Origin of the sequence: Streptomyces violens, from assembly GCF_000717745.1 — a bacterium.
In the GTDB taxonomy this organism is placed as follows: domain Bacteria; phylum Actinomycetota; class Actinomycetes; order Streptomycetales; family Streptomycetaceae; genus Streptomyces; species Streptomyces violens.
This window is the reverse complement of record NZ_JOBH01000001.1, coordinates 336,781-354,929: the sequence shown is the minus strand read 5'-3', so window position 1 is coordinate 354,929 and position 18,149 is coordinate 336,781. Positions and strand designations below refer to the sequence as shown.

The window sequence follows — 18,149 nt, the reverse complement described above, 5'->3', positions numbered from 1 at the left end:
CCCGGACACAAGGGCCCGGCGAGCGAGACTAAAGCTCCCGTGTGGCGCCCGCGCCCCGGACCGCGGCACCGCGCTGGACGCGGGCCGCGGCCGGAACCGGACGCGGCGCCCGGGAGCGTGACGGGAGAACCGCCCGCATGCTCGAACCCATTGAGCCCACGGAATCCGCGGAGCCGGCGAACAGCCGCTCCGACAACAGCACACCGAGTGACACCCTGCCGCCGCGCCGCAGGCGCCGTGCGGCGTCCCGGCCCGCGGGGCCGCCGGTGGGAGGCGCCGCCGCCCCCGAGGCGACGGCCGTACAGCCGGCCGACGGGCCCGGTGCCGCAGCCGCTCCCCAGGAGCCCGCTGCCGGCACGGTCGTGACCGGTGACGAGGCCGCCCCGGCGCGCCCGCGCCGCCGCGCCACCCGCCGTACGTCGGCCCCGGCCGGGTCACCGCGCACCACCACTGAGACGGCCGCTGCCGAGGCACCGGCCGCCGAGGACGCCGCCGCGCCCGCCGCGCCGGCCGAGAGCACCCCGCAGGCCGCTGCCGAGCAGCCGGCCGTCGTGACCGGTGACGAGGCCGCGCCCGCGCGCCCCCGCCGCCGTGCCACCCGCCGCGTCTCGGCCCCGGCCGGCACGCCGCAGCCCGACGAGACCGGCGCGCCGGTGGCCGAGCGGGCCGTCGTCGCGGAGCCGGTCGCCGTGGCCGCCGACGACGAGGCGCAGGCCGAGTCCGCCGCCGCTGCCGAGACGGCCGCCGCCGAGGCCGCTGCCGCCGAGGCCCCCGCGCGGGCCGCCACCGCCGCCGCGGAGTCCCGCCCGGCCCGTTCGCGCCGCCGCGTGACCCGCAAGGTCACCGCTCCGGCCGGTACGCCGGCCCCGGCGGAGGAGCAGGCCGCCGCTGAAGAGCCGCAGGCCGCCGCTGAGCAGCCGCAGCCCGTGCAGGAGGCCGCCGAGCAGCCGCAGGCCGCCGCGGAAGAGCAGGCCCCCGCAGCAGAGGCCAGGCCCGCCCGTACGCGTCGCCGGGCCACCCGCCGGGCGTCCGCGCCCGCCGGTTCGCCGCAGCCCGCCGAGGCCCCCCCGCCGGTGACCCCGGAGCCGGCCCTCGCCGTCGCGGAGGTCGCCGCCGAGGACGAGGACGAGGACCAGATCGAGGCCGCCGCCGAGGCAGCGGCGGAGGAGGCGAGCGCCGAGGAGGCCGCCACGGTGTCCGCCGAGGCCGAGCCGCAGCCCGCCAGGCCCGCCCGTACCCGCCGCCGAGCCACCCGTAAGGCATCGGCTCCGGAGGGCACGCCCGCCACCCAGGCCCCGGTCGCCGCGGACGAGGACGAGCAGCCGGTCGCGGCCGCCGCGCAGGCGGTCGCCGCCGAGACGGCCCCGCCGGCCCCGGTCGCCGAGCAGGCCCCGCGCCGCCGCACCCGCCGCCGCGCGGAGCGCCCGGCCGAGAGCCCGCAGGGCGAGGCGGCGGAGGCCGCCGAGCAGCCCGTACAGGAAGCACCCGCCGCCGAGCAGGCCGAGGAGCCCACCGAGGGCCCGCGCCGGCGTGCGCGCCGCCGCGCCGAGCGCCCCGCCGCGCCCGCGTTCGCCCAGCCCGCCCAGGCCCCGGCCGCGCAGGACCGGGCCGCCACCGAGGAGCCCGCCGCCGAGGCGGCCCCGGCGCGTGGCCGCCGCCGCTCCGCCCAGCCGCCGAGCGCCGTCTTCCAGGCCCCGGTCTTCACCGAGCCGATGTTCCAGACCCCGGAGACCGCTGCCGCCGCCGCTGCGGCCGCCCCCGTCGAGGAGGAGCCCGCGGAGGCCGAGGAGCGCCCGGCGCGCCGCCGCCGTCGTCGCGGTGCGGCCGCGGAGGCCGAGCCCCAGCAGGTCGCCCCCGCCGAGGAGGAGACCGCAGAGACCGAGGAAGAGCCCGAGGCCGAGGCCGCGCAGGGCGACGAGGAGCAGGGCGACCGTCCCTCGCGCCGTCGCCGTCGCGGTGGCCGCCGCCGTCGCCGTGGCGACGCCGCGGAGACCGACGGCACGGACGAGGCCGGCGAGTCCGCTGAGCCCCGCGACGGGTCCGAGGCCGTCGAGGAGCAGCCCGCCGAGGAGCCTGCCGAGGCCGAGGAGCCGGAGGCCGGGGACGCCGACGAGCAGCCGTCCGGCGGCTCCAGCAGCAGCCGTCGCCGCCGCCGTCGCCGCCGTCGCAGCGGTGACGGGGCCGAGCCCGGCACGAACGGCGACGACCCGGAGCGTACGGTCGTCAAGGTCCGCGAGCCGCGCAAGAAGGAAGAGCGCGAGCCCGGTACCGGCTTCGACGAGGTCCAGTCCATCAAGGGCTCGACCCGTATGGAGGCCAAGAAGCAGCGCCGCCGCGAAGGCCGCGAGCAGGGCCGCCGTCGGGTGCCGATCATCACCGAGGCGGAGTTCCTGGCGCGCCGCGAGGCCGTCGAGCGCGTGATGGTCGTCCGCCAGAGCGGCGAGCGCACCCAGATCGGCGTCCTCGAGGACGACGTGCTCGTCGAGCACTACGTCAACAAGGAGCAGTCGACCTCGTACGTCGGCAACGTCTACCTGGGCAAGGTCCAGAACGTCCTGCCGTCGATGGAGGCCGCCTTCGTCGACATCGGCAAGGGCCGCAACGCCGTCCTGTACGCCGGTGAGGTCAACTTCGAGGCGCTCGGCATGGGCCACGGCCCGCGCCGCATCGAGACCGCCCTGAAGTCCGGCCAGTCGGTCCTGGTCCAGGTCACCAAGGACCCGATCGGCCACAAGGGCGCCCGCCTCACCAGCCAGGTCTCCCTGCCCGGCCGGTACCTGGTCTACGTGCCCGAGGGCTCGATGACCGGCATCAGCCGCAAGCTCCCCGACACCGAGCGGTCGCGCCTGAAGCAGATCCTCAAGAAGATCGTCCCCGAGGACGCGGGCGTCATCGTGCGCACCGCCGCCGAGGGCGCGAGCGAGGACGAGCTGCGCCGCGACGTGGAGCGCCTCCAGGCGCAGTGGGAGGAGATCCAGAAGAAGGCGAAGAGCGGCAACGCCCCGACCCTGCTGTACGGCGAGCCGGACATGACCGTCCGCGTCGTGCGCGACATCTTCAACGAGGACTTCTCCAAGGTCATCGTCAGCGGCGAGGACGCCTGGCAGACGATCTCCGGTTACGTCTCGCACGTCGCGCCGGACCTCGGCGACCGGCTCCAGAAGTGGACCTCGGACGTCGACGTCTTCGCGACGTACCGGATCGACGAGCAGCTCATGAAGGCGCTGGACCGCAAGGTCTGGCTGCCGTCCGGCGGCTCGCTGGTGATCGACAAGACCGAGGCCATGGTCGTGATCGATGTCAACACCGGCAAGTTCACCGGCCAGGGCGGCAACCTCGAAGAGACCGTCACCAGAAACAACCTGGAGGCGGCCGAGGAGATCGTCCGCCAGCTGCGCCTGCGGGACCTCGGCGGCATCGTCGTCATCGACTTCATCGACATGGTGCTGGAGTCCAACCGGGACCTCGTGCTGCGGCGGATGCTGGAGTGCCTGGGCCGGGACCGTACGAAGCACCAGGTCGCCGAGGTGACCTCGCTGGGCCTGGTCCAGATGACGCGTAAGCGGGTCGGCCAGGGCCTCCTGGAGTCCTTCTCCGAGCCGTGCGTGCACTGCAACGGCCGTGGCGTGATCGTCCACATGGACCAGGCCACGAGCACCGGCGGTGGCGGCAAGCGGAAGAAGAAGGGCAAGGGCGGCAACGGCGAGAAGCACGACCACCAGCCCGAGAAGGCCGCGGAGCAGGCCGCCCCGGCGCCCGAGCTGGAGCCCGCGCCCGTCACCGAGGCGGAGCTGGCCCCCGCGGTCGCCGACGCCGACGAGTGGTTCTCCAGCCCGGCCGAGGCCGAGGCGGCCGCCGACCGCGGCCGTGGGCGTGGCCGTCGCCGCGCGAGCCGGAAGGTGTCCGCTCCGGCGGGCTCCCCGAAGGCCGCCGACGACAGCGCCGCGATCGTGGTGCCCGCTGCCGAGTCCGCCCCTGAGTCCGCCGCGGCGGACCAGGAGCCGGTACCGGCGCAGGCCGAGCAGCCGGCGCAGGCCGAGGAGCCCGTGGCCGCCGAGCAGCCCGCCGCCGAGCCGGAGCCGCAGCCCGAGCCGCAGCCCGCGGCCCGTCCGGCCCGTGCCCGCCGCCGGGTGACCCGCGCGGTGTCGGCCCCGGCCGGCGCCGAGCCCGCCGCGCCCACCGAGGCCGGCGGCGAGGCGGCCCCCGAGGCCGCTGCCGAGGCGGCGGCGGAGGCGACCCCCGAGGTGGCCACCGGCGCCCCGCACGAGGCCCCCACGGAGCCGCAGGCCCCCGAGGCCGAGGCCGCGGAGCCCGAGGCGGCGACCGAGGCCAAGGAGCCCGCCAAGAAGACGGCCAAGAAGAGCACCGCGAAGAAGGCCACGGCCAAGAAGGCGACGACCAAGAAGGCCGCCGCGAAGAAGGCCCCGGCCAAGAAGACGGCGAAGAAGGCTGCGGCCGAGAAGGCGGAGGCCGAGCAGGCCACCGCCGACGAGGCCCCGGCCGGGAAGACCGCCGAGAAGACCGCGGAGAAGACCACCGCCAAGAAGGCGGCGGCCAAGAAGACCACCGCGAAGAAGACCGCGGCGAAGAAGACGACTGCGAAGAAGACGGCGGCCAAGAAGACCGCGGCCGCCGAGCAGTCCGCTCCTTCGTCGGTCTCCGCCCCCGCGGAGGACTGAGCAGTACCCGGCGCCCCGGGCCGTACGTCACGGCCCGGGGCCCGGTTTGACCCCCTGGTCAAGGCCCCGTAACCTTGACCTTCGGCGTCTGTGTACGCCAACCACCTGAGCAAACACCTCCCGGTTCGCCGGGGGAGGCCGCTCGTCCAGTGCGGATCGCGTCATGCGGATCGCGTCGGAAGCCGGGCCCGCAAGGGCTCCCGGGCGGCTGGCATCAGTGGTCCCCGTTTCTAGCGAGAGAGAGTTCCGCGTGTACGCGATCGTGCGCACCGGCGGCCGTCAGCAGAAGGTTGCTGTCGGCGACGTCATCGAGGTTGACCGCATTTCCACCAGCAAGGTCGGCGACTCCGTCGAGCTCTCCACGCTGCTGGTCGTCGACGGCGAGTCCGTCACGAGCGACCCGTGGGTGCTCGCCGGCGTGAAGGTCCAGGCCGAGGTCGTGGACCACCACAAGGGCGACAAGATCCGCATCCAGAAGTACAAGAACAAGACCGGTTACAAGAAGCGGATCGGCCACCGTCAGCTGCACACCGCGCTGAAGATCACCGGCATCGACGCTCCGGCGAAGTAAGGGACTGAGGAGACATGGCACACAAGAAGGGCGCATCGTCCACTCGGAACGGTCGCGATTCCAACGCTCAGCGGCTCGGCGTCAAGCGCTTCGGCGGCCAGGCCGTCCTCGCCGGTGAGATCATCGTCCGCCAGCGCGGCACCCACTTCCACCCGGGCACCGGCGTCGGCCGCGGCGGCGACGACACGCTGTTCGCGCTCCAGGCCGGTGCGGTGGAGTTCGGTACCCACCGCGGCCGCAAGGTCGTGAACATCGTTCCGGGCGTCTGACCCACCAGGTCGTAAGACACCGCGGAACCGTTCAACGGTTCTTCGCGAGGGCGGATCCCCTTCCCGTACGGGAAGCGGGTCCGCCTTTCGCGTGTTAACGAAGAGACAATTCCGTACGTAACTCTGTACGGGAACCCCGTAACTCCGTACGTCACCGCGTACGTCCCCGCCGTATCTGGAGGCACCCCTCATGACCACCTTCGTGGACCGCGTCGAGCTGCACGTCGCCGCGGGTAACGGAGGCCACGGCTGTGCCTCCGTCTTCCGGGAGAAGTTCAAGCCGCTCGGCGGCCCCGACGGCGGCAACGGCGGCCGTGGCGGCGATGTGATCCTGGTCGTCGACCAGGACGTCACCACCCTCCTGGACTATCACCACCACCCGCACCGCAAGGCCACCAACGGCGCGCCCGGCGCGGGCGACCACCGCTCCGGCAAGAACGGCCAGGACCTCGTCCTGCCGGTCCCGGACGGCACGGTCATCCTCGACGGCAAGGGCAACGTCCTCGCGGACCTGGTCGGCCAGGGCACCACCTTCGTCGCGGGCCAGGGCGGCCGCGGCGGCCTCGGCAACGCGGCGCTGGCCTCCGCCCGCCGCAAGGCCCCCGGCTTCGCGCTGCTCGGCGAGCCGGGCGAGGAGCGGGACATCGTCCTGGAGCTGAAGACGGTCGCGGACGTCGCCCTCGTCGGCTACCCCAGCGCCGGCAAGTCGTCCCTCATCTCGGTACTGTCCGCCGCCAAGCCGAAGATCGCCGACTACCCCTTCACCACCCTGGTCCCCAACCTCGGCGTGGTGACGGCCGGTTCGACGGTCTACACGATCGCGGACGTCCCGGGCCTCATCCCCGGCGCCAGCCAGGGCAAGGGCCTCGGCCTGGAGTTCCTGCGGCACGTGGAGCGCTGCGAGGTCCTCGTCCACGTCCTGGACACGGCCACCCTCGAATCCGACCGCGACCCGGTCTCCGACCTCGACATCATCGAGGAGGAGCTGGCGCAGTACGGCGGCCTGGAGAACCGGCCCCGCGTCGTCGTCCTCAACAAGATCGACATCCCGGACGGCAAGGACCTCGCGGACATGATCCGCCCCGACCTGGAGGCCCGCGGCTACCGCGTCTTCGAGGTCTCCGCGGTGGCCCACATGGGCCTCAAGGAGCTCTCCTACGCCCTCGCCGAGATCGTCGCGCAGGCCCGCGCGGCGAAGCCGGTCCAGGAGGCGACCCGCGTCGTCATCCGCCCCCAGGCCGTCAACGACACCGGCTTCACCGTCACCCCCGAGGGAGAGAACCTCTTCCGCGTCCGCGGCGACAAGCCGGAGCGCTGGGTGCGCCAGACCGACTTCAACAACGACGAGGCCGTGGGCTACCTCGCCGACCGCCTCAACCGCCTCGGCGTCGAGGACGCGCTGCTCAAGGCCGGTGCGCGCGCGGGTGACGGCGTCGCCATCGGCCCCGAGGACAACGCGGTCGTCTTCGACTGGGAGCCGACGATGATGGCCGGCGCGGAGATGCTCGGCCGCCGCGGCGAGGACCACCGCCTGGAGGCCCCCCGCCCGGCCGCACAGCGCCGCCGGGACCGCGACGCGGAGCGGGACGAGGCGGAGGCCGAGTACGACGGCTTCAACCCGCTGGGCTGAGGCGGCTTCGCCGCCTGTTGTTCCGTCAGGCCCGCAGCCCGACTGGTCAGGCCCGCAGCTCGCACCACACGGTTTTCCCGGTGGTGCGCTGCGGGCCTTCGTCGTCCGGTGCCACGCCCCACTTGTCCGCGGCCGCCGCGACGAGCGCGAGCCCGCGCCCGCGTTCCTCCCACGGGCCGGCGTCCTGCGCTGCGGGCAGTACGGGATGGTCGTCATGGACGGCGACCACCACCCCGTCGCCGCCGTCCCCGCCGTCCTGGTGTCGCCGCACGGCGACGGTGCACCGCCGGTCCGGTACATGCCGGTACACATTGACCAGCAGCTCCGTCACGGCGAGCTCGGCGGCGTCGGCGAGATGCGCCAGCCCCCACAGCCGCACGAGCGCGCGCACGACGCGCCGCACGTGCCGGGGGCTGTGCGTGCCGACGCGGAGGGAGATGCGGTACTCCCGCGTCGGGAAGGCGTAGGTGTCGGTGTCGGAAGTGTCATTCACAGTCCCATCGTGCGCTGCGTCGATTACGCTCAGCTACGTCGTGAATACAACTGGACGACTGGTTGCGCTGGTTGAGCGAGGGGGCTCCCATGGCCAATTGCAAGTCGCTCGATCCGGGAGCATCTCCGCTCGACTACTTCGGAGCGGAGCTCCGGAGACTGCGCGAGGAAGCCGGCCTGACACTCGAACAGCTCGGCAAGCTGGTGTACTTGACCGGCTCGATGATCGGCCAGATCGAAACGGCCGCGAAGATGCCCAAGGATGAACACATCCCGCGGCTCGACGAGACGTTGGGCGCGAAGGGCGCGTTGGTGCGCCTATGGGATCTGGTACGCCGGAGCAAGCTGCCGTACAAGCACCGGCGCGTAACCGAACTCCAGTCGTCCGCCAGGCGCATCCTCGCTTTCCAGCCCCAGGTGGTCTACGGGCTTCTGCAGACCCCGGAGTACGCACGGGCCGTGCTCGGCGTACTCGACAAGGAAGGTCTCGACGACCGCGTGGAGGCATGGCTGGCGCGGCAGCGCATTCTGGAGGGCGCGAAGCCGCCATTGCTCTGGGTCGTCATGGGCGAGGGCGTTCTCTACCAGGAAATCGGCGGCCGAGAGGTGATGCGAAAGCAACTGGCGCACCTGTTGAGTTACCGCGACTCCCGCCATGTGCACATCCAGGTTCTGCCGTACTCGGCCGGTGCACACGCGGGTCTCGTCGGTGCGTTCTCCCTGTTCTCGTACAGAGACCAGGCGGATATCGTCTACGCCGAGGGCTACGGCGGTGCCGAGCCGACCGCCAATCCTGAATCCGCCGAGGATTGCTCGCTCCGCTACGATCATCTGCAATCTGCAGCCCTGGCGCCGAATCTCTCGGCAGAGCTGATTGCCCGTGTGATGGAGGAGCGCTATGGCCACGCCCGCGAACCTGGACCGCGTCCGGTGGCGTAAGTCCAGCTACAGCACCAACGAAGGCGGCGAGTGCGTCGAGGTCGCCGAACTCCTCCCCGCCCTCGTCGCCATCCGGGACTCCAAGAACCCCGACGGGCCCGTCGTCACCGTCACCCCCGGCGCGTTCGCCGACCTCGTGGCGTACGTGCGCCTGGTGTGCCCGTAGTGGAACTGGTCATACTTTGATGAGGAGTTGACGCCCGGGGAAGCTCAGGGAGCGCGAGGGGGAATCGCAATGGCGGGGTTACGCAGCCCCGAAGAGGTACTGGGGGCTGCGGTCCTCCGCGTGCGCGCGCCGGACGGCGCCATCGGCGGAGCCGGCTTCCTCATCGCGCCCGACCTCGCGGTGACCTGCGCGCACGTCGTGTGCGACGCGCTGTCGCTGCCGCGCGACGCGGCGCCGCCCGAGGGCGTGCACCTCACGGTGGACCTGCCGCTGGGCGGCGGCGGGAGCGCCGGGGCCGACGTGGCGCACTGGCTGCCCGCCGCGGCCGACGGCAGCGGCGACATCGCCGTGCTGCGGCTCCGGTCGGAGATTCCCCACGCGCGGCCGGTACGGATGGCGGACGCCGGAAGCGTGTGGGAGCACGCCGTACGGGCCGCCGGCTTCCCGGTGACCTCGCCCGGAGGGGTCTGGCACCGGGGGCGGCTGCTCGGCAGGACGGCCGAGGGCTGGGTGCAGTTCTCCGCGGCCGACGGCGAGTCCGCCCCCGTGCTGGGCGGCTTCAGCGGCAGCCCGGTATGGGACGAGGAACTCGGGGCTGTCGTCGGGATGGTGGCGCGGGCCCAGATCACCGGCGAGCGGCGGCAGAGCTTCCTCCTTCCGACGCGCACGATCGCCGGGGCGCTGCCGGAGCTCGCCGAGGTACTGCGCCCCGTGTCACCGTTCCGGGGCCTCGCGGCCTTCCGGGAGGACGACGCCGAGGTCTTCTTCGGGCGGGAGGAGGAGGCGGCGGAGGTGGCCCGGCTCGTACGGGCACACCCCTGCGTGACCATGGTCGGTGCCTCGGGCAGCGGGAAGTCCTCACTGGCCCTGGCCGGAGTGGTGCCGCAGCTGCGCACGGACGGCTTCGAGGCCGTTGTCGTACGCCCCGCCGCCGGGCGCTCCCTGCTGACCACGCTCGCGACCGAGCTGGTGGCGCTGCTCCACCCCGGGCTGCGGGGCACCGACAGGCTCGCCCGGGCCCGTGAGCTGGAACCGCTGATGACCGAGCCCGGCGGTCTTGCGGAAACGATCCGGCTGGCGCTGGCCGAGTCGGGCGGCGGCGCCCGGCGGCTGCTGGTCGTCCTCGACCAGGGCGAGGAACTGTTCGCGGGCGGCGGGCGGGAGGCCGACACCGCGGCCGACGTACTGCTGCCCGCCGAACCGCCCGAGGAGCTGCGCGTACTGGTCACCCTGCGCGCGGACTTCCTGGAGGCGGCGCTGTCCCATCCGGGTGTCGGGCCCGCCCTCAGCCGTACCGTCTACGCCCTCGCGCCGATGACCCGCGAGCAGCTGCGCGCGGTGATCGTCCGGCCGGTCGAGTCGGTCGCGGCGGTGACGTACGACCCGGGGCTCGTCGACACCATGCTGGACGACGCGGGCGGCGAACCGGGAGCACTGCCGCTGCTGGGCTTCGTGCTCGACCGGCTGTGGCAGACCCAGGAACACGGGCGGCTGCGCTTCGAGGCGTACCAGGAACTCGGCGGCGTGCAGGGCGCGTTGGGGCGCCAGGCGGAGAGCATCTGGCGCGAGTGCGTACCGGAGGCCGACGCGGCGGCGGGGCGGCGGCTCCTGACCGGCCTGGTGCGGCTGCGCCCCGGCGGCGAGGGGCCGCTGCGCAACGTCCTCCCCCGGGCGGAGGCGGGCGAGGACCAGTGGCGGCTCGCCCAGTCACTCGCACGGCGCCGGCTGCTTGTCCTGGCGAGCGACACCGAGCGCAGGGAGACCGTCGAACTCGCGCACGAGGCGCTGATCGGCGCCTGGCCCCGGCTCGCGGAGCGCGTCGAGGACGACCGCGCGTTCCTGACGTGGCGGGCGGGGCTGCGCCGGGACATCGAGCGCTGGGAGTCCGCCGGGCAGCGCACCGACCGGCTGCCCGGCGATGACGAACTGCGCCTGGCCCGCCCTTGGCTGGCGTCCCGGCGGCAGGAGCTGACGACGGCGGAACTGGACTTCCTCGACCGGGGGCGGCGCCAGCAGGAACGGACGACGCGGAACAGGCGGGCTGCCTGGGGCGCGGCGGCCCTGGTGATGGCGCTCCTGGTGACGTTCGGCACGGGCTTCGTCGTCCAGTCGAAGGCCAAGGCGGAGCGGGACGCGGACGCGCGCTCCCGCCGGCTGGCCGTCATCTCCGCCGACCTCGTGGAACGGGACCCGACACTGGCCGCCAGGGTGGCGATGGCCGCGTACCGGACCGCGCCGACGGAGGAGGCCCGCGACCAACTGCTGCAGCGGTACGAGGCGTTCAGCGGCGTGGAGTGGGCGGTCTCCGGCACACAGGGGAACATCGACGCCGCGGCGACCAGCGCGGACGGGCGGGTCGTCTTCGCCACCACCGAACTGGGGCGGGCGACGCTCTTCGTCCGCGGAACGGACGGGCGCGTTCGCCGGGCTCACATCGCCGCCGATCCGTACGTGATCTACCCGCTGATCAGCCCGGACGGGAAGCGGATCGCCTACACGACGTCCAAGAACTCGCTGATCTGGCGCGAGGTACGGCCGGACACCGAGGGGCTGCTCGGCCCCGCCCATGTCGTCCGGGGCGGCGAGGACCGGCCGTACGACATCAAGGGCCCGGACATCACGATCATGAACCGCGTCGCCGCCATGTCACCGGACGGCAGGCGCGTCGCGGCCGTCACCCGGAGCGGGCGGATCGCCCTGTGGGACCTGGAGACTCGTGAGTACCGGCGGCTGCCGGCCTCGACGCCCCGGGCCGCCTCCATCTCGTTCGCTTCGGGAGACGACACCCTGGTGATGGACGAGGAAGCCGATCCCGACGCCGATTTCGACGCGTCGCACCGCGTGCGGGCGGTGGACCTCCGAACGGGCAAGACCCGGAAGCTGGGTGAGTCGACCGGCACCAGCAGCGGCCCGGCCGTGGTGTCGGCCGACGGCTCGACGGCGGTGATGTGCAAGGGAGAACCCGGCGGCGAGCCCGGTGTCTACCGCGCGGTACGGGTCAGGGACGGCCGGGAGGTCGGCCGCTTCAGTGACGCCAACATGTTCGGCTGCGGACCGATGGCCATCGACCGCACGGGGAGCCGGATGGCCCTCCAGTACGACGAGGGCGTGCGGGTGCTGATCGACGTGCGGAGCGGAAAGCTGCTCTCCGCCACCGGAGGGTTCTCCGAGGACGACAAGGTGACCGATCCCCGGCTGTACGGCGGGCCCGGTGAGCCGACGCTGATCACGGTGCGGGGCAACCAGGTCGCCGCCCGGCCCCTGGACACGCGGCTGCGGCCCCAGCTCGCCAGACCGGTACTGAGCGGGGACGGACGCCGGCTGATCGGCCGGGAGGGCAGGGAGAAGGACCAGCGCACCGTCGTCGTCGACCCCACCCGGCGGATGCGGGTCCTCACCAAGAGCCGGCCCCTGACCGAGAAGGACACCGGCCGGGATCCGGTGTGGGCGGGCGAGGGCGAGGAGCTCCCGCTCATGGTCGGAGCCGGCGGGAAGCTGGTCGCCGAGGCGGTGACGTACGGACGGATCCTCGTCCGCGCACTGCCTTCACTGCGCGAGGTGGCGTCGATCCAGCTTCCGCTGGCACGGGCAACGGAGTTCGGTTCCCGTGAGGCGCCGGACTACTCCTTCCTCAGCAGCGGCAAGCTGCTGACCCGGGTCGGGAGCCGGCTGAACACGTGGGGCCCCCGGACCGGGCGCAAGCTGTCGACGCTCGACCTCCGCGACCTGAAGCTCTCCGACACCGGGCCCGAGCCGTTCGACCCGGACGAGGACCCGCCCGACTCCGGCTACTCGGTGACCTCGTACCCCCGGAAGGACCACGTACTGGTCAAGGTCGAGAACGACCCCGACGTGCACGTCGTGGACCTGAGCACGGGACGCGAGGTGAAGGAGCTGGGTTTCCGGGTGACGAAGGACGTCATGTCGGTGACCGTCGACGCGAGCGGCCGGTACGCGGCCGTGTACACCGCCGGATCGTTCCTCGAACTGTGGTCCGTGCCTCCGGACGGAAAGGAACGGCGCACCCTGGGGCCGATCGGGCCGCTCGCGCACGACAGCAACGGCGGTGGATTCGTGACGTCCTTCCTCGACGGCAGCCGGCGCTACCTCGTCGCCCAGGGGGACTCCGTGCGCGTCTACGTCGCGGGCAAGAAGGATTACGAGCAGTCGTACGACTTCGGGAAGCCCACCACGTTCGAAGGGCTGACCCCGGACGGAAAGAACCTGCTGGTGTCGGGGCGCGTCGGCGACACCCTCGGCGCCGCCACCCCCCTCCGGCTCGATCTCCGCGTAGTCCACCTCGACCCGGACCGCTGGCGACGGTCGCTCTGCCGGGTCGTCGGGAGCCAGGAGTTCGCCGCGGCGGAACGGGACACGGTGCCCGCCGAGATGCCCCACCGGGTCTGCCCCGGCTGACCGCACTCCGCCCGGTACGGGAAGGCCCCGCATCCGGCAACGGGAAGGCCCCGCGAGGATCACCTCGCGGGGCCTTCCCGTGTCGTGCTTCCGGCGGCGTCAGACCGCCGCGCGCGCCCCCGAGCCGGGCTGCTCGCCGGCCTCCGCCGCGTCCGCGGCCTCGGCGGCCTCCGCCGGCTCCGTGGACGGCTCGGCCGGGTCCGTCGACTCCGACGGGTCCAGCTCCATCTCCTCGGCCGCCTCCACGGCCTCGTGCGCCTCCGTGCCCTCGTCGCGCTGGCCCGGGACGCCCGCCAGACGGGCCTCCATCCGGATCTGCCGCTCCTCGGCCGCGGCGTGCAGCGCAAGCGCGGCCGCGTTGAAGCGGGCCAGCGACGGCGGGTCCGACGGGCCGAGCAGGTGCTCCTTCAGCTCCTTACGGGCCTGAACGAGCGTGTCCCGCTCCGGGTTCCGCACCGTCTCCAGCAGCCCGGCGACGCCGTCCGCCTCGGGCGTGAGAATCGTCGCGGCGCGCACCGTCGGGAAGTTCGTACGGAACTCCTCCTCGGTCATCCCGGAGGTGTTCGCGACCGCGTACGGCTTCTCGCTGCTCAGGTAGTCCGAGACCACGCTGGAGACATCGCTGATGAGGACGTCCGCCTGGTTGAAGCAGGCGAAGATCGCCGGGCGGGAGGACGTGATGATGCGGTGCTCCCACTCCGGGAACGACGCCCAGTACGCCTCGACCCAGGCGTCGGTCGCGGCCGCCACGGCCGCGGCACGGCCCTCCTCAGGCGCGCCCTGGACCAGCATCCGCTCCAGCTCGTCCGCGCTGCGGCGGAAGCCCGAGGTGGTCAGCGCGGACAGATCGGCGAGGCGGGCCTCCAGCTCGGCAGCGGCCTCCGGGCCCGGACGGACCCCGTCACGCTGCGCGTTCGCCTCGGCGATCATCGCCTGGATACGGCTGTTGGCGGCACCCGCCGCCGGGTCGACCGAACCGGTCATCGGGTGCGGCTTGTACAGCAGCCGCACCTTCGGGTCGGCGAGCAGCTCGCGCACGATGTTCTCGCCGGCCAGGATCACGGACGTGTTGCCGGGGTTGCCGTCCCAGCCCTCCCACGTCGGCGCGTACAGCACGGTCGTGTACTCGCCCTTGGGCGCGCCCTCGTACGCCTTGATGGGCGACAGCTGCGGGCGGCCCACCTCGACGACGTCCTTGTCCTCCACGCCGATGTCGGCGAGCTGGTAACGGTCGCGCGCCGCCGGACCGGCCACCCACACCTCGTCGTACGCCTTGGCGTACGGGTTGCAGGAGGAGAGCTTGTCGCTCTCGCCGTGGTTGATGAACGCGTGCTTGATGGAGGGGATGCGCAGGATCTGCGAGGTCTTGCCGGAGTTCGCGGGGTGCAGCAGCACCTTCAGCGCCGAGTGCTCCAGCCGCATCAGGTTCGCGACCTTGGGGATGCAGACGATCGGGATGTCCGTCGCGTCGATCTTCTGCACCATGAAGCGCTCACGCAGCACGATGATCGGCTTGCCGTCCAGCTCGGCGAGCGTGCTCAGCCACATGTTGGCCTGGTACGCGGAGGTCGTGCCGCCGGAGAAGTACATGCCGACGGTCGGCCGGTACTCCTGCAGCCACTCGTCCAGCCACTCCAGGGCCCGCTCGCTGTTGACCGCGCGCTTCTTGGGGAGCAGCCACGTCGCGAGGTACACCGTGCCGCCGATGGCGAGGACCAGGGAGACGGCCAGGCCGATGCCGCCCCACAGGGCGTCCCGGGTGATCGCGGTGGCCATCATGCCGAGCGTGGTCGGCACGGAGAAACGCAGCAGACGGCGGCCGGTCTGGCGGGCCAGGAGACGCGGCGGGGCCTTGGTCAGGCGCAGCGCGGAGGAGTCGATGTTCCGGGTGAGGAACGGCAGCGTACGGGTGCGGCGGACCAGTACGGCCGCCGCCTGGCACGCGAAGTGCGCCACATAGAAGACGAGCAGGCCGATCGTGAGGGGGGCCTGCTCCTTGAGCGGGTTGATGCCGGGGATGTGCAGCAGTCCGACCAGGATCAGCATGTCGCGGATGAGCTGGCGGACGGTGATGTCCAGCCGGATCTTTCCCAGCAGGGAGAGCAGCCCGGGCTGCTTGTGCTGCAGATAGAGGTCGAGGCCGAGGTTCACCACGGACGCGGCGATGAACAACGGGACCACGGGCAGCAGGGCACCGACGAGCTGGGCCACGAACGCGATGAGCATCGCGAGCAGGGCCACGAGCTTGAGAGCTCGTCGGTTGGCGAATCCGGCTGAAGGCACGGGCGGGGCTCCTGGCGGCAAGTCGGTCAGGTGGGGGGCCGGTGGGGCGGCCGGGGCCCGGGGCAGGTGTGACCCGGGCGACACTCCCTGAACACTCCCTGCGGGCCGTCCGGGCGGCAGGAAGGGACAGGTCGACAACCGACCGTATGACTTTGGCTGCCCCGGTGACAATCTGCTGTGGCTCGCATCACCACGAACCAGGACGATTCGCTCGGAACCAAATGCAGCCCTTTTCCGTCTTGCGTAGGTTGCCCATAACCATGATCACAGGGACCACAGTCGTACGCCCCACCTGTCCGGCAGACGATATGCACAGGCGCCCGATGCTCCGTCTGCCGTAGATTTCCCCCGTACGGGCGTTCATGTCAGTACGCCGTACGGCATCACTGTCCGTAGGCCGTACGGCAGCATCCACTGGGCCATACGGCGACGGGCACGGCCAGTACGGCGACCAAGGGCGCGCACGGGCGAGCAGCGAGTACAGGGGTAATGGTGACAAGCGCAGGGCAGGCGGCAGACGGGCGACGGGACGGGGCGGACGCCCGCCCGGACGTGACGAACGTGACGCAGGTGACGAATGCGCGGCAGGGCGGCACGGGCCCCCGGCCGAACGTGTCGGACGCCCGGAAGGACGTCACCGACGCCCGCCGGATTGTCGTGAAGGTCGGCTCGTCCTCGCTCACCACCGCGGCCGGCGGACTGGACGCCGACCGCGTGGACGCCCTCGTCGACGTCCTCGCCAAGCACCAGGACAAGGAGATCGTCCTGGTCTCCTCCGGCGCCATCGCCGCCGGCCTCGCCCCCCTCGGCCTGGAGAAGCGCCCCCGCGACCTGGCCCGCCAGCAGGCGGCCGCCAGCGTCGGCCAGGGCCTCCTCGTCGCCCGCTACACCGCCTCCTTCGCGCGCTACGGCCGCCGCGTCGGCCAGGTCCTCCTCACCTCCGACGACACCAGCCGCCGCACCCACTACCGCAACGCCTACCGCACCCTCGACCAACTCCTCGCCATGGGCGCCGTACCGATCGTCAACGAGAACGACACGGTCGCCACCGACGAGATCCGCTTCGGCGACAACGACCGGCTGGCGGCCCTCGTCGCCCACCTGGTCCGCGCCGACCTGCTGGTACTGCTGTCGGACGTGGACGGCCTGTACGACGGCGACCCGTCCCTGCCCGGGACCTCGCGCATAGCGGAGGTCAGCGGGCCCGCCGACCTCGAAGGCATCTCCATCGGCAGCGCGGGCAAGGCCGGCGTCGGCACCGGCGGCATGGTCACCAAGGTCGAGGCCGCCCGCATCGCCGCGGCCGCCGGCGTCCCGGTCGTCCTCACCTCCGCCGTACACGCCTCCGAAGCCCTCGCCGGCGGCCCCACCGGCACCCACTTCCTCCGCACCGGACGCCGCTCCGCCGACCGGCTCCTCTGGCTCGCGCACGCCTCCACCCCGCGCGGCGCGCTCATCCTCGACGACGGCGCTGTCGAAGCCATCGTCGAACGGCACTCCTCCCTCCTCCCGGCCGGCATCGCCGCCGTCGAGGGCAGCTTCAGCGCCGGCGAACCGGTCGAACTCCGCAACACCGCCGGCACCCCCATCGCCCGCGGCCTCGTCAACTTCGACGCCCGCGAAATCCCCCACCTGATCGGCCGCTCCACCCGCGACCTCGCCCGCGAACTGGGCCCGGCGTACGAGCGCGAGGTGGTCCACCGGGACGACTTGGTGGTCGTGACGGGCCGCTGAAGGCGCTCGAGGCGAGGGCCTGTGGTCGTGGCGGGCCGCTGGCCGATGAGAAGGCGCTCGACGTGAGGTGCTGGGGGCTTGGCGCGGCGGTCCAGGGGAACTCGCCGCGAGGGCCGGTGGGGGCCCACATGGGATCCGTACGGCGCCCGTGCCGGATCTGTACGAGATCCGTACAGGATCTGTACGGGGCCCATACGGCATCCGTGCGGCATCCGGCAGCACGGCCGAAAGACCAGCCTTTCAACGGAGACCTTCTCGAAAACGCCCCCGCGAAGGCCCGCGGGCTGGTCAACTTTGTTGCAGGGGCGCTGTAGGGGAGCGGCGCTCCCGGCGCAGTACGAGCGCGCTACGCCGATGTGAGACAGCACCGATCGGCTCCGCCACGCGCGAGCGGAGCGATACGCATAACAGGAGGCCGCCGGTGAGACGAGGGCGCCGAGGGGCGCTGCCCCGAGGGACGGCGGAGCGGACGCTGACCAGCGTGGGGACCAGCATCCAGACCGGTGAGGAGACCGCCGGAACGGACCACGACGAACGGGCACAACCGGGCGGCCGGCCACAGCCGGGCGAAGGTGCGCAGCCGGGCGGGCGGCTCAAAGAGGCACCGCTCCCGCGCGAGCGGGAGGTGTCCCGGCTCTGGCACGTGACCCTCAGCGTCTCCGGCAAGGAGGCGCCGCTGAAGGAGGTCCGGCGGGCCCTGGAACAGCTGGCCCACGACCACCCCTTTCTGCTGACCAGCAGGTACGCCAACGATCATGCGGAGATCCGTTACTGGGAGGAGGCCAGGGACCTGCACGACGCGGCGGCGGTGGCCCTGCGCCTGTGGGGCGAACACCGCTCCTCGGCGAAGCTGCCCCCCTGGGAGATCGTCGGCCTGGAAGTCATCGACCGCGAGACCTACCACCAACGCATCGCCGAGGGCTACGGCCCACCCCCCGCCTCCCCAGTAGGCGTCCACCCCTACTGACCG

General features: G+C 72.8%; 11 protein-coding genes. 9 read left to right on the top strand and 2 right to left on the bottom strand.

Annotated features, from left to right (window positions below):
* Positions 1-137: 137 nt before the first annotated feature.
* The 4 genes from IF04_RS0101585 (at position 138) to obgE (ending at position 7,149) form a co-directional block, all read left to right on the top strand.
* Positions 138-4,679, top strand: coding sequence for an Rne/Rng family ribonuclease (locus IF04_RS0101585; protein ID WP_030249631.1), 4,542 nt, complete (start codon positions 138-140; stop codon positions 4,677-4,679).
* Between the two features lie 250 nt (positions 4,680-4,929).
* On the top strand, positions 4,930-5,250 hold the full coding sequence (rplU, locus tag IF04_RS0101580; RefSeq protein WP_030249628.1) for a 50S ribosomal protein L21: 321 nt from the start codon (positions 4,930-4,932) through the stop codon (positions 5,248-5,250).
* Positions 5,251-5,264: 14 nt separating this feature from the next.
* On the top strand, positions 5,265-5,519 hold the full coding sequence (gene rpmA / locus IF04_RS0101575; protein ID WP_030249625.1) for a 50S ribosomal protein L27: 255 nt from the start codon (positions 5,265-5,267) through the stop codon (positions 5,517-5,519).
* A gap of 190 nt (positions 5,520-5,709) precedes the next feature.
* Positions 5,710-7,149, top strand: coding sequence for a GTPase ObgE (gene obgE, locus IF04_RS0101570; protein ID WP_030249622.1), 1,440 nt, complete (start codon positions 5,710-5,712; stop codon positions 7,147-7,149).
* A gap of 46 nt (positions 7,150-7,195) precedes the next feature.
* On the opposite strand, the gene IF04_RS0101565 is transcribed toward obgE, so the two are convergent.
* Positions 7,196-7,642, bottom strand: a complete 447-nt coding sequence (locus IF04_RS0101565; protein WP_030249620.1) for an ATP-binding protein — start codon at positions 7,640-7,642, stop codon at positions 7,196-7,198.
* Positions 7,643-7,731: 89 nt separating this feature from the next.
* On the opposite strand from IF04_RS0101565, the gene IF04_RS0101560 reads away from it, so the two are divergent.
* The 3 genes from IF04_RS0101560 to IF04_RS0101550 all read left to right on the top strand — a co-directional run bounded on the left by IF04_RS0101560 (position 7,732) and on the right by IF04_RS0101550 (position 13,162).
* Positions 7,732-8,580 (top strand): helix-turn-helix domain-containing protein, encoded by an 849-nt coding sequence (locus tag IF04_RS0101560; RefSeq protein ID WP_030249617.1) that lies wholly within the window; start codon positions 7,732-7,734, stop codon positions 8,578-8,580.
* Positions 8,540-8,746 carry a DUF397 domain-containing protein gene (locus IF04_RS0101555; protein WP_030249615.1) on the top strand — a complete coding sequence of 69 codons (207 nt, stop codon included), beginning with the start codon at positions 8,540-8,542 and terminating at the stop codon, positions 8,744-8,746. The genes IF04_RS0101560 and IF04_RS0101555 overlap by 41 nt, the downstream gene beginning before the upstream one ends.
* A 69-nt stretch (positions 8,747-8,815) precedes the next feature.
* Complete coding sequence (locus tag IF04_RS0101550; RefSeq protein ID WP_030249612.1) at positions 8,816-13,162, top strand: nSTAND1 domain-containing NTPase; 4,347 nt, start codon at positions 8,816-8,818, stop codon at positions 13,160-13,162.
* 99 nt (positions 13,163-13,261) lie between these two features.
* On the opposite strand, the gene IF04_RS0101545 is transcribed toward IF04_RS0101550, so the two are convergent.
* Entirely contained in the window at positions 13,262-15,445 is a 2,184-nt protein-coding gene (locus tag IF04_RS0101545) for a hypothetical protein (protein WP_245654238.1), read from the bottom strand.
* Between the two features lie 570 nt (positions 15,446-16,015).
* On the opposite strand from IF04_RS0101545, the gene proB reads away from it, so the two are divergent.
* Both proB and IF04_RS0101535 read left to right on the top strand, forming a co-directional pair.
* The gene (proB, locus tag IF04_RS0101540) at positions 16,016-17,179 is read left to right on the top strand and encodes a glutamate 5-kinase (RefSeq protein ID WP_425428346.1); all 1,164 of its coding nucleotides are present in this window, start codon (positions 16,016-16,018) and stop codon (positions 17,177-17,179) included.
* A gap of 421 nt (positions 17,180-17,600) precedes the next feature.
* On the top strand, positions 17,601-18,146 hold the full coding sequence (locus tag IF04_RS0101535; protein ID WP_030249604.1) for a hypothetical protein: 546 nt from the start codon (positions 17,601-17,603) through the stop codon (positions 18,144-18,146).
* Positions 18,147-18,149: the final 3 nt, after the last annotated feature.

Coding starts and splice junctions, on each gene's coding strand:
- IF04_RS0101560 (WP_030249617.1), top strand. CDS start 7,732: ATGGCCAATTGCAAGTCGCTCGATCCGGGAGCATCTCCGCTCGACTAC.
- IF04_RS0101555 (WP_030249615.1), top strand. CDS start 8,540: ATGGCCACGCCCGCGAACCTGGACCGCGTCCGGTGGCGTAAGTCCAGC.
- IF04_RS0101585 (WP_030249631.1), top strand. CDS start 138: ATGCTCGAACCCATTGAGCCCACGGAATCCGCGGAGCCGGCGAACAGC.
- IF04_RS0101550 (WP_030249612.1), top strand. CDS start 8,816: ATGGCGGGGTTACGCAGCCCCGAAGAGGTACTGGGGGCTGCGGTCCTC.
- rpmA (WP_030249625.1), top strand. CDS start 5,265: ATGGCACACAAGAAGGGCGCATCGTCCACTCGGAACGGTCGCGATTCC.
- obgE (WP_030249622.1), top strand. CDS start 5,710: ATGACCACCTTCGTGGACCGCGTCGAGCTGCACGTCGCCGCGGGTAAC.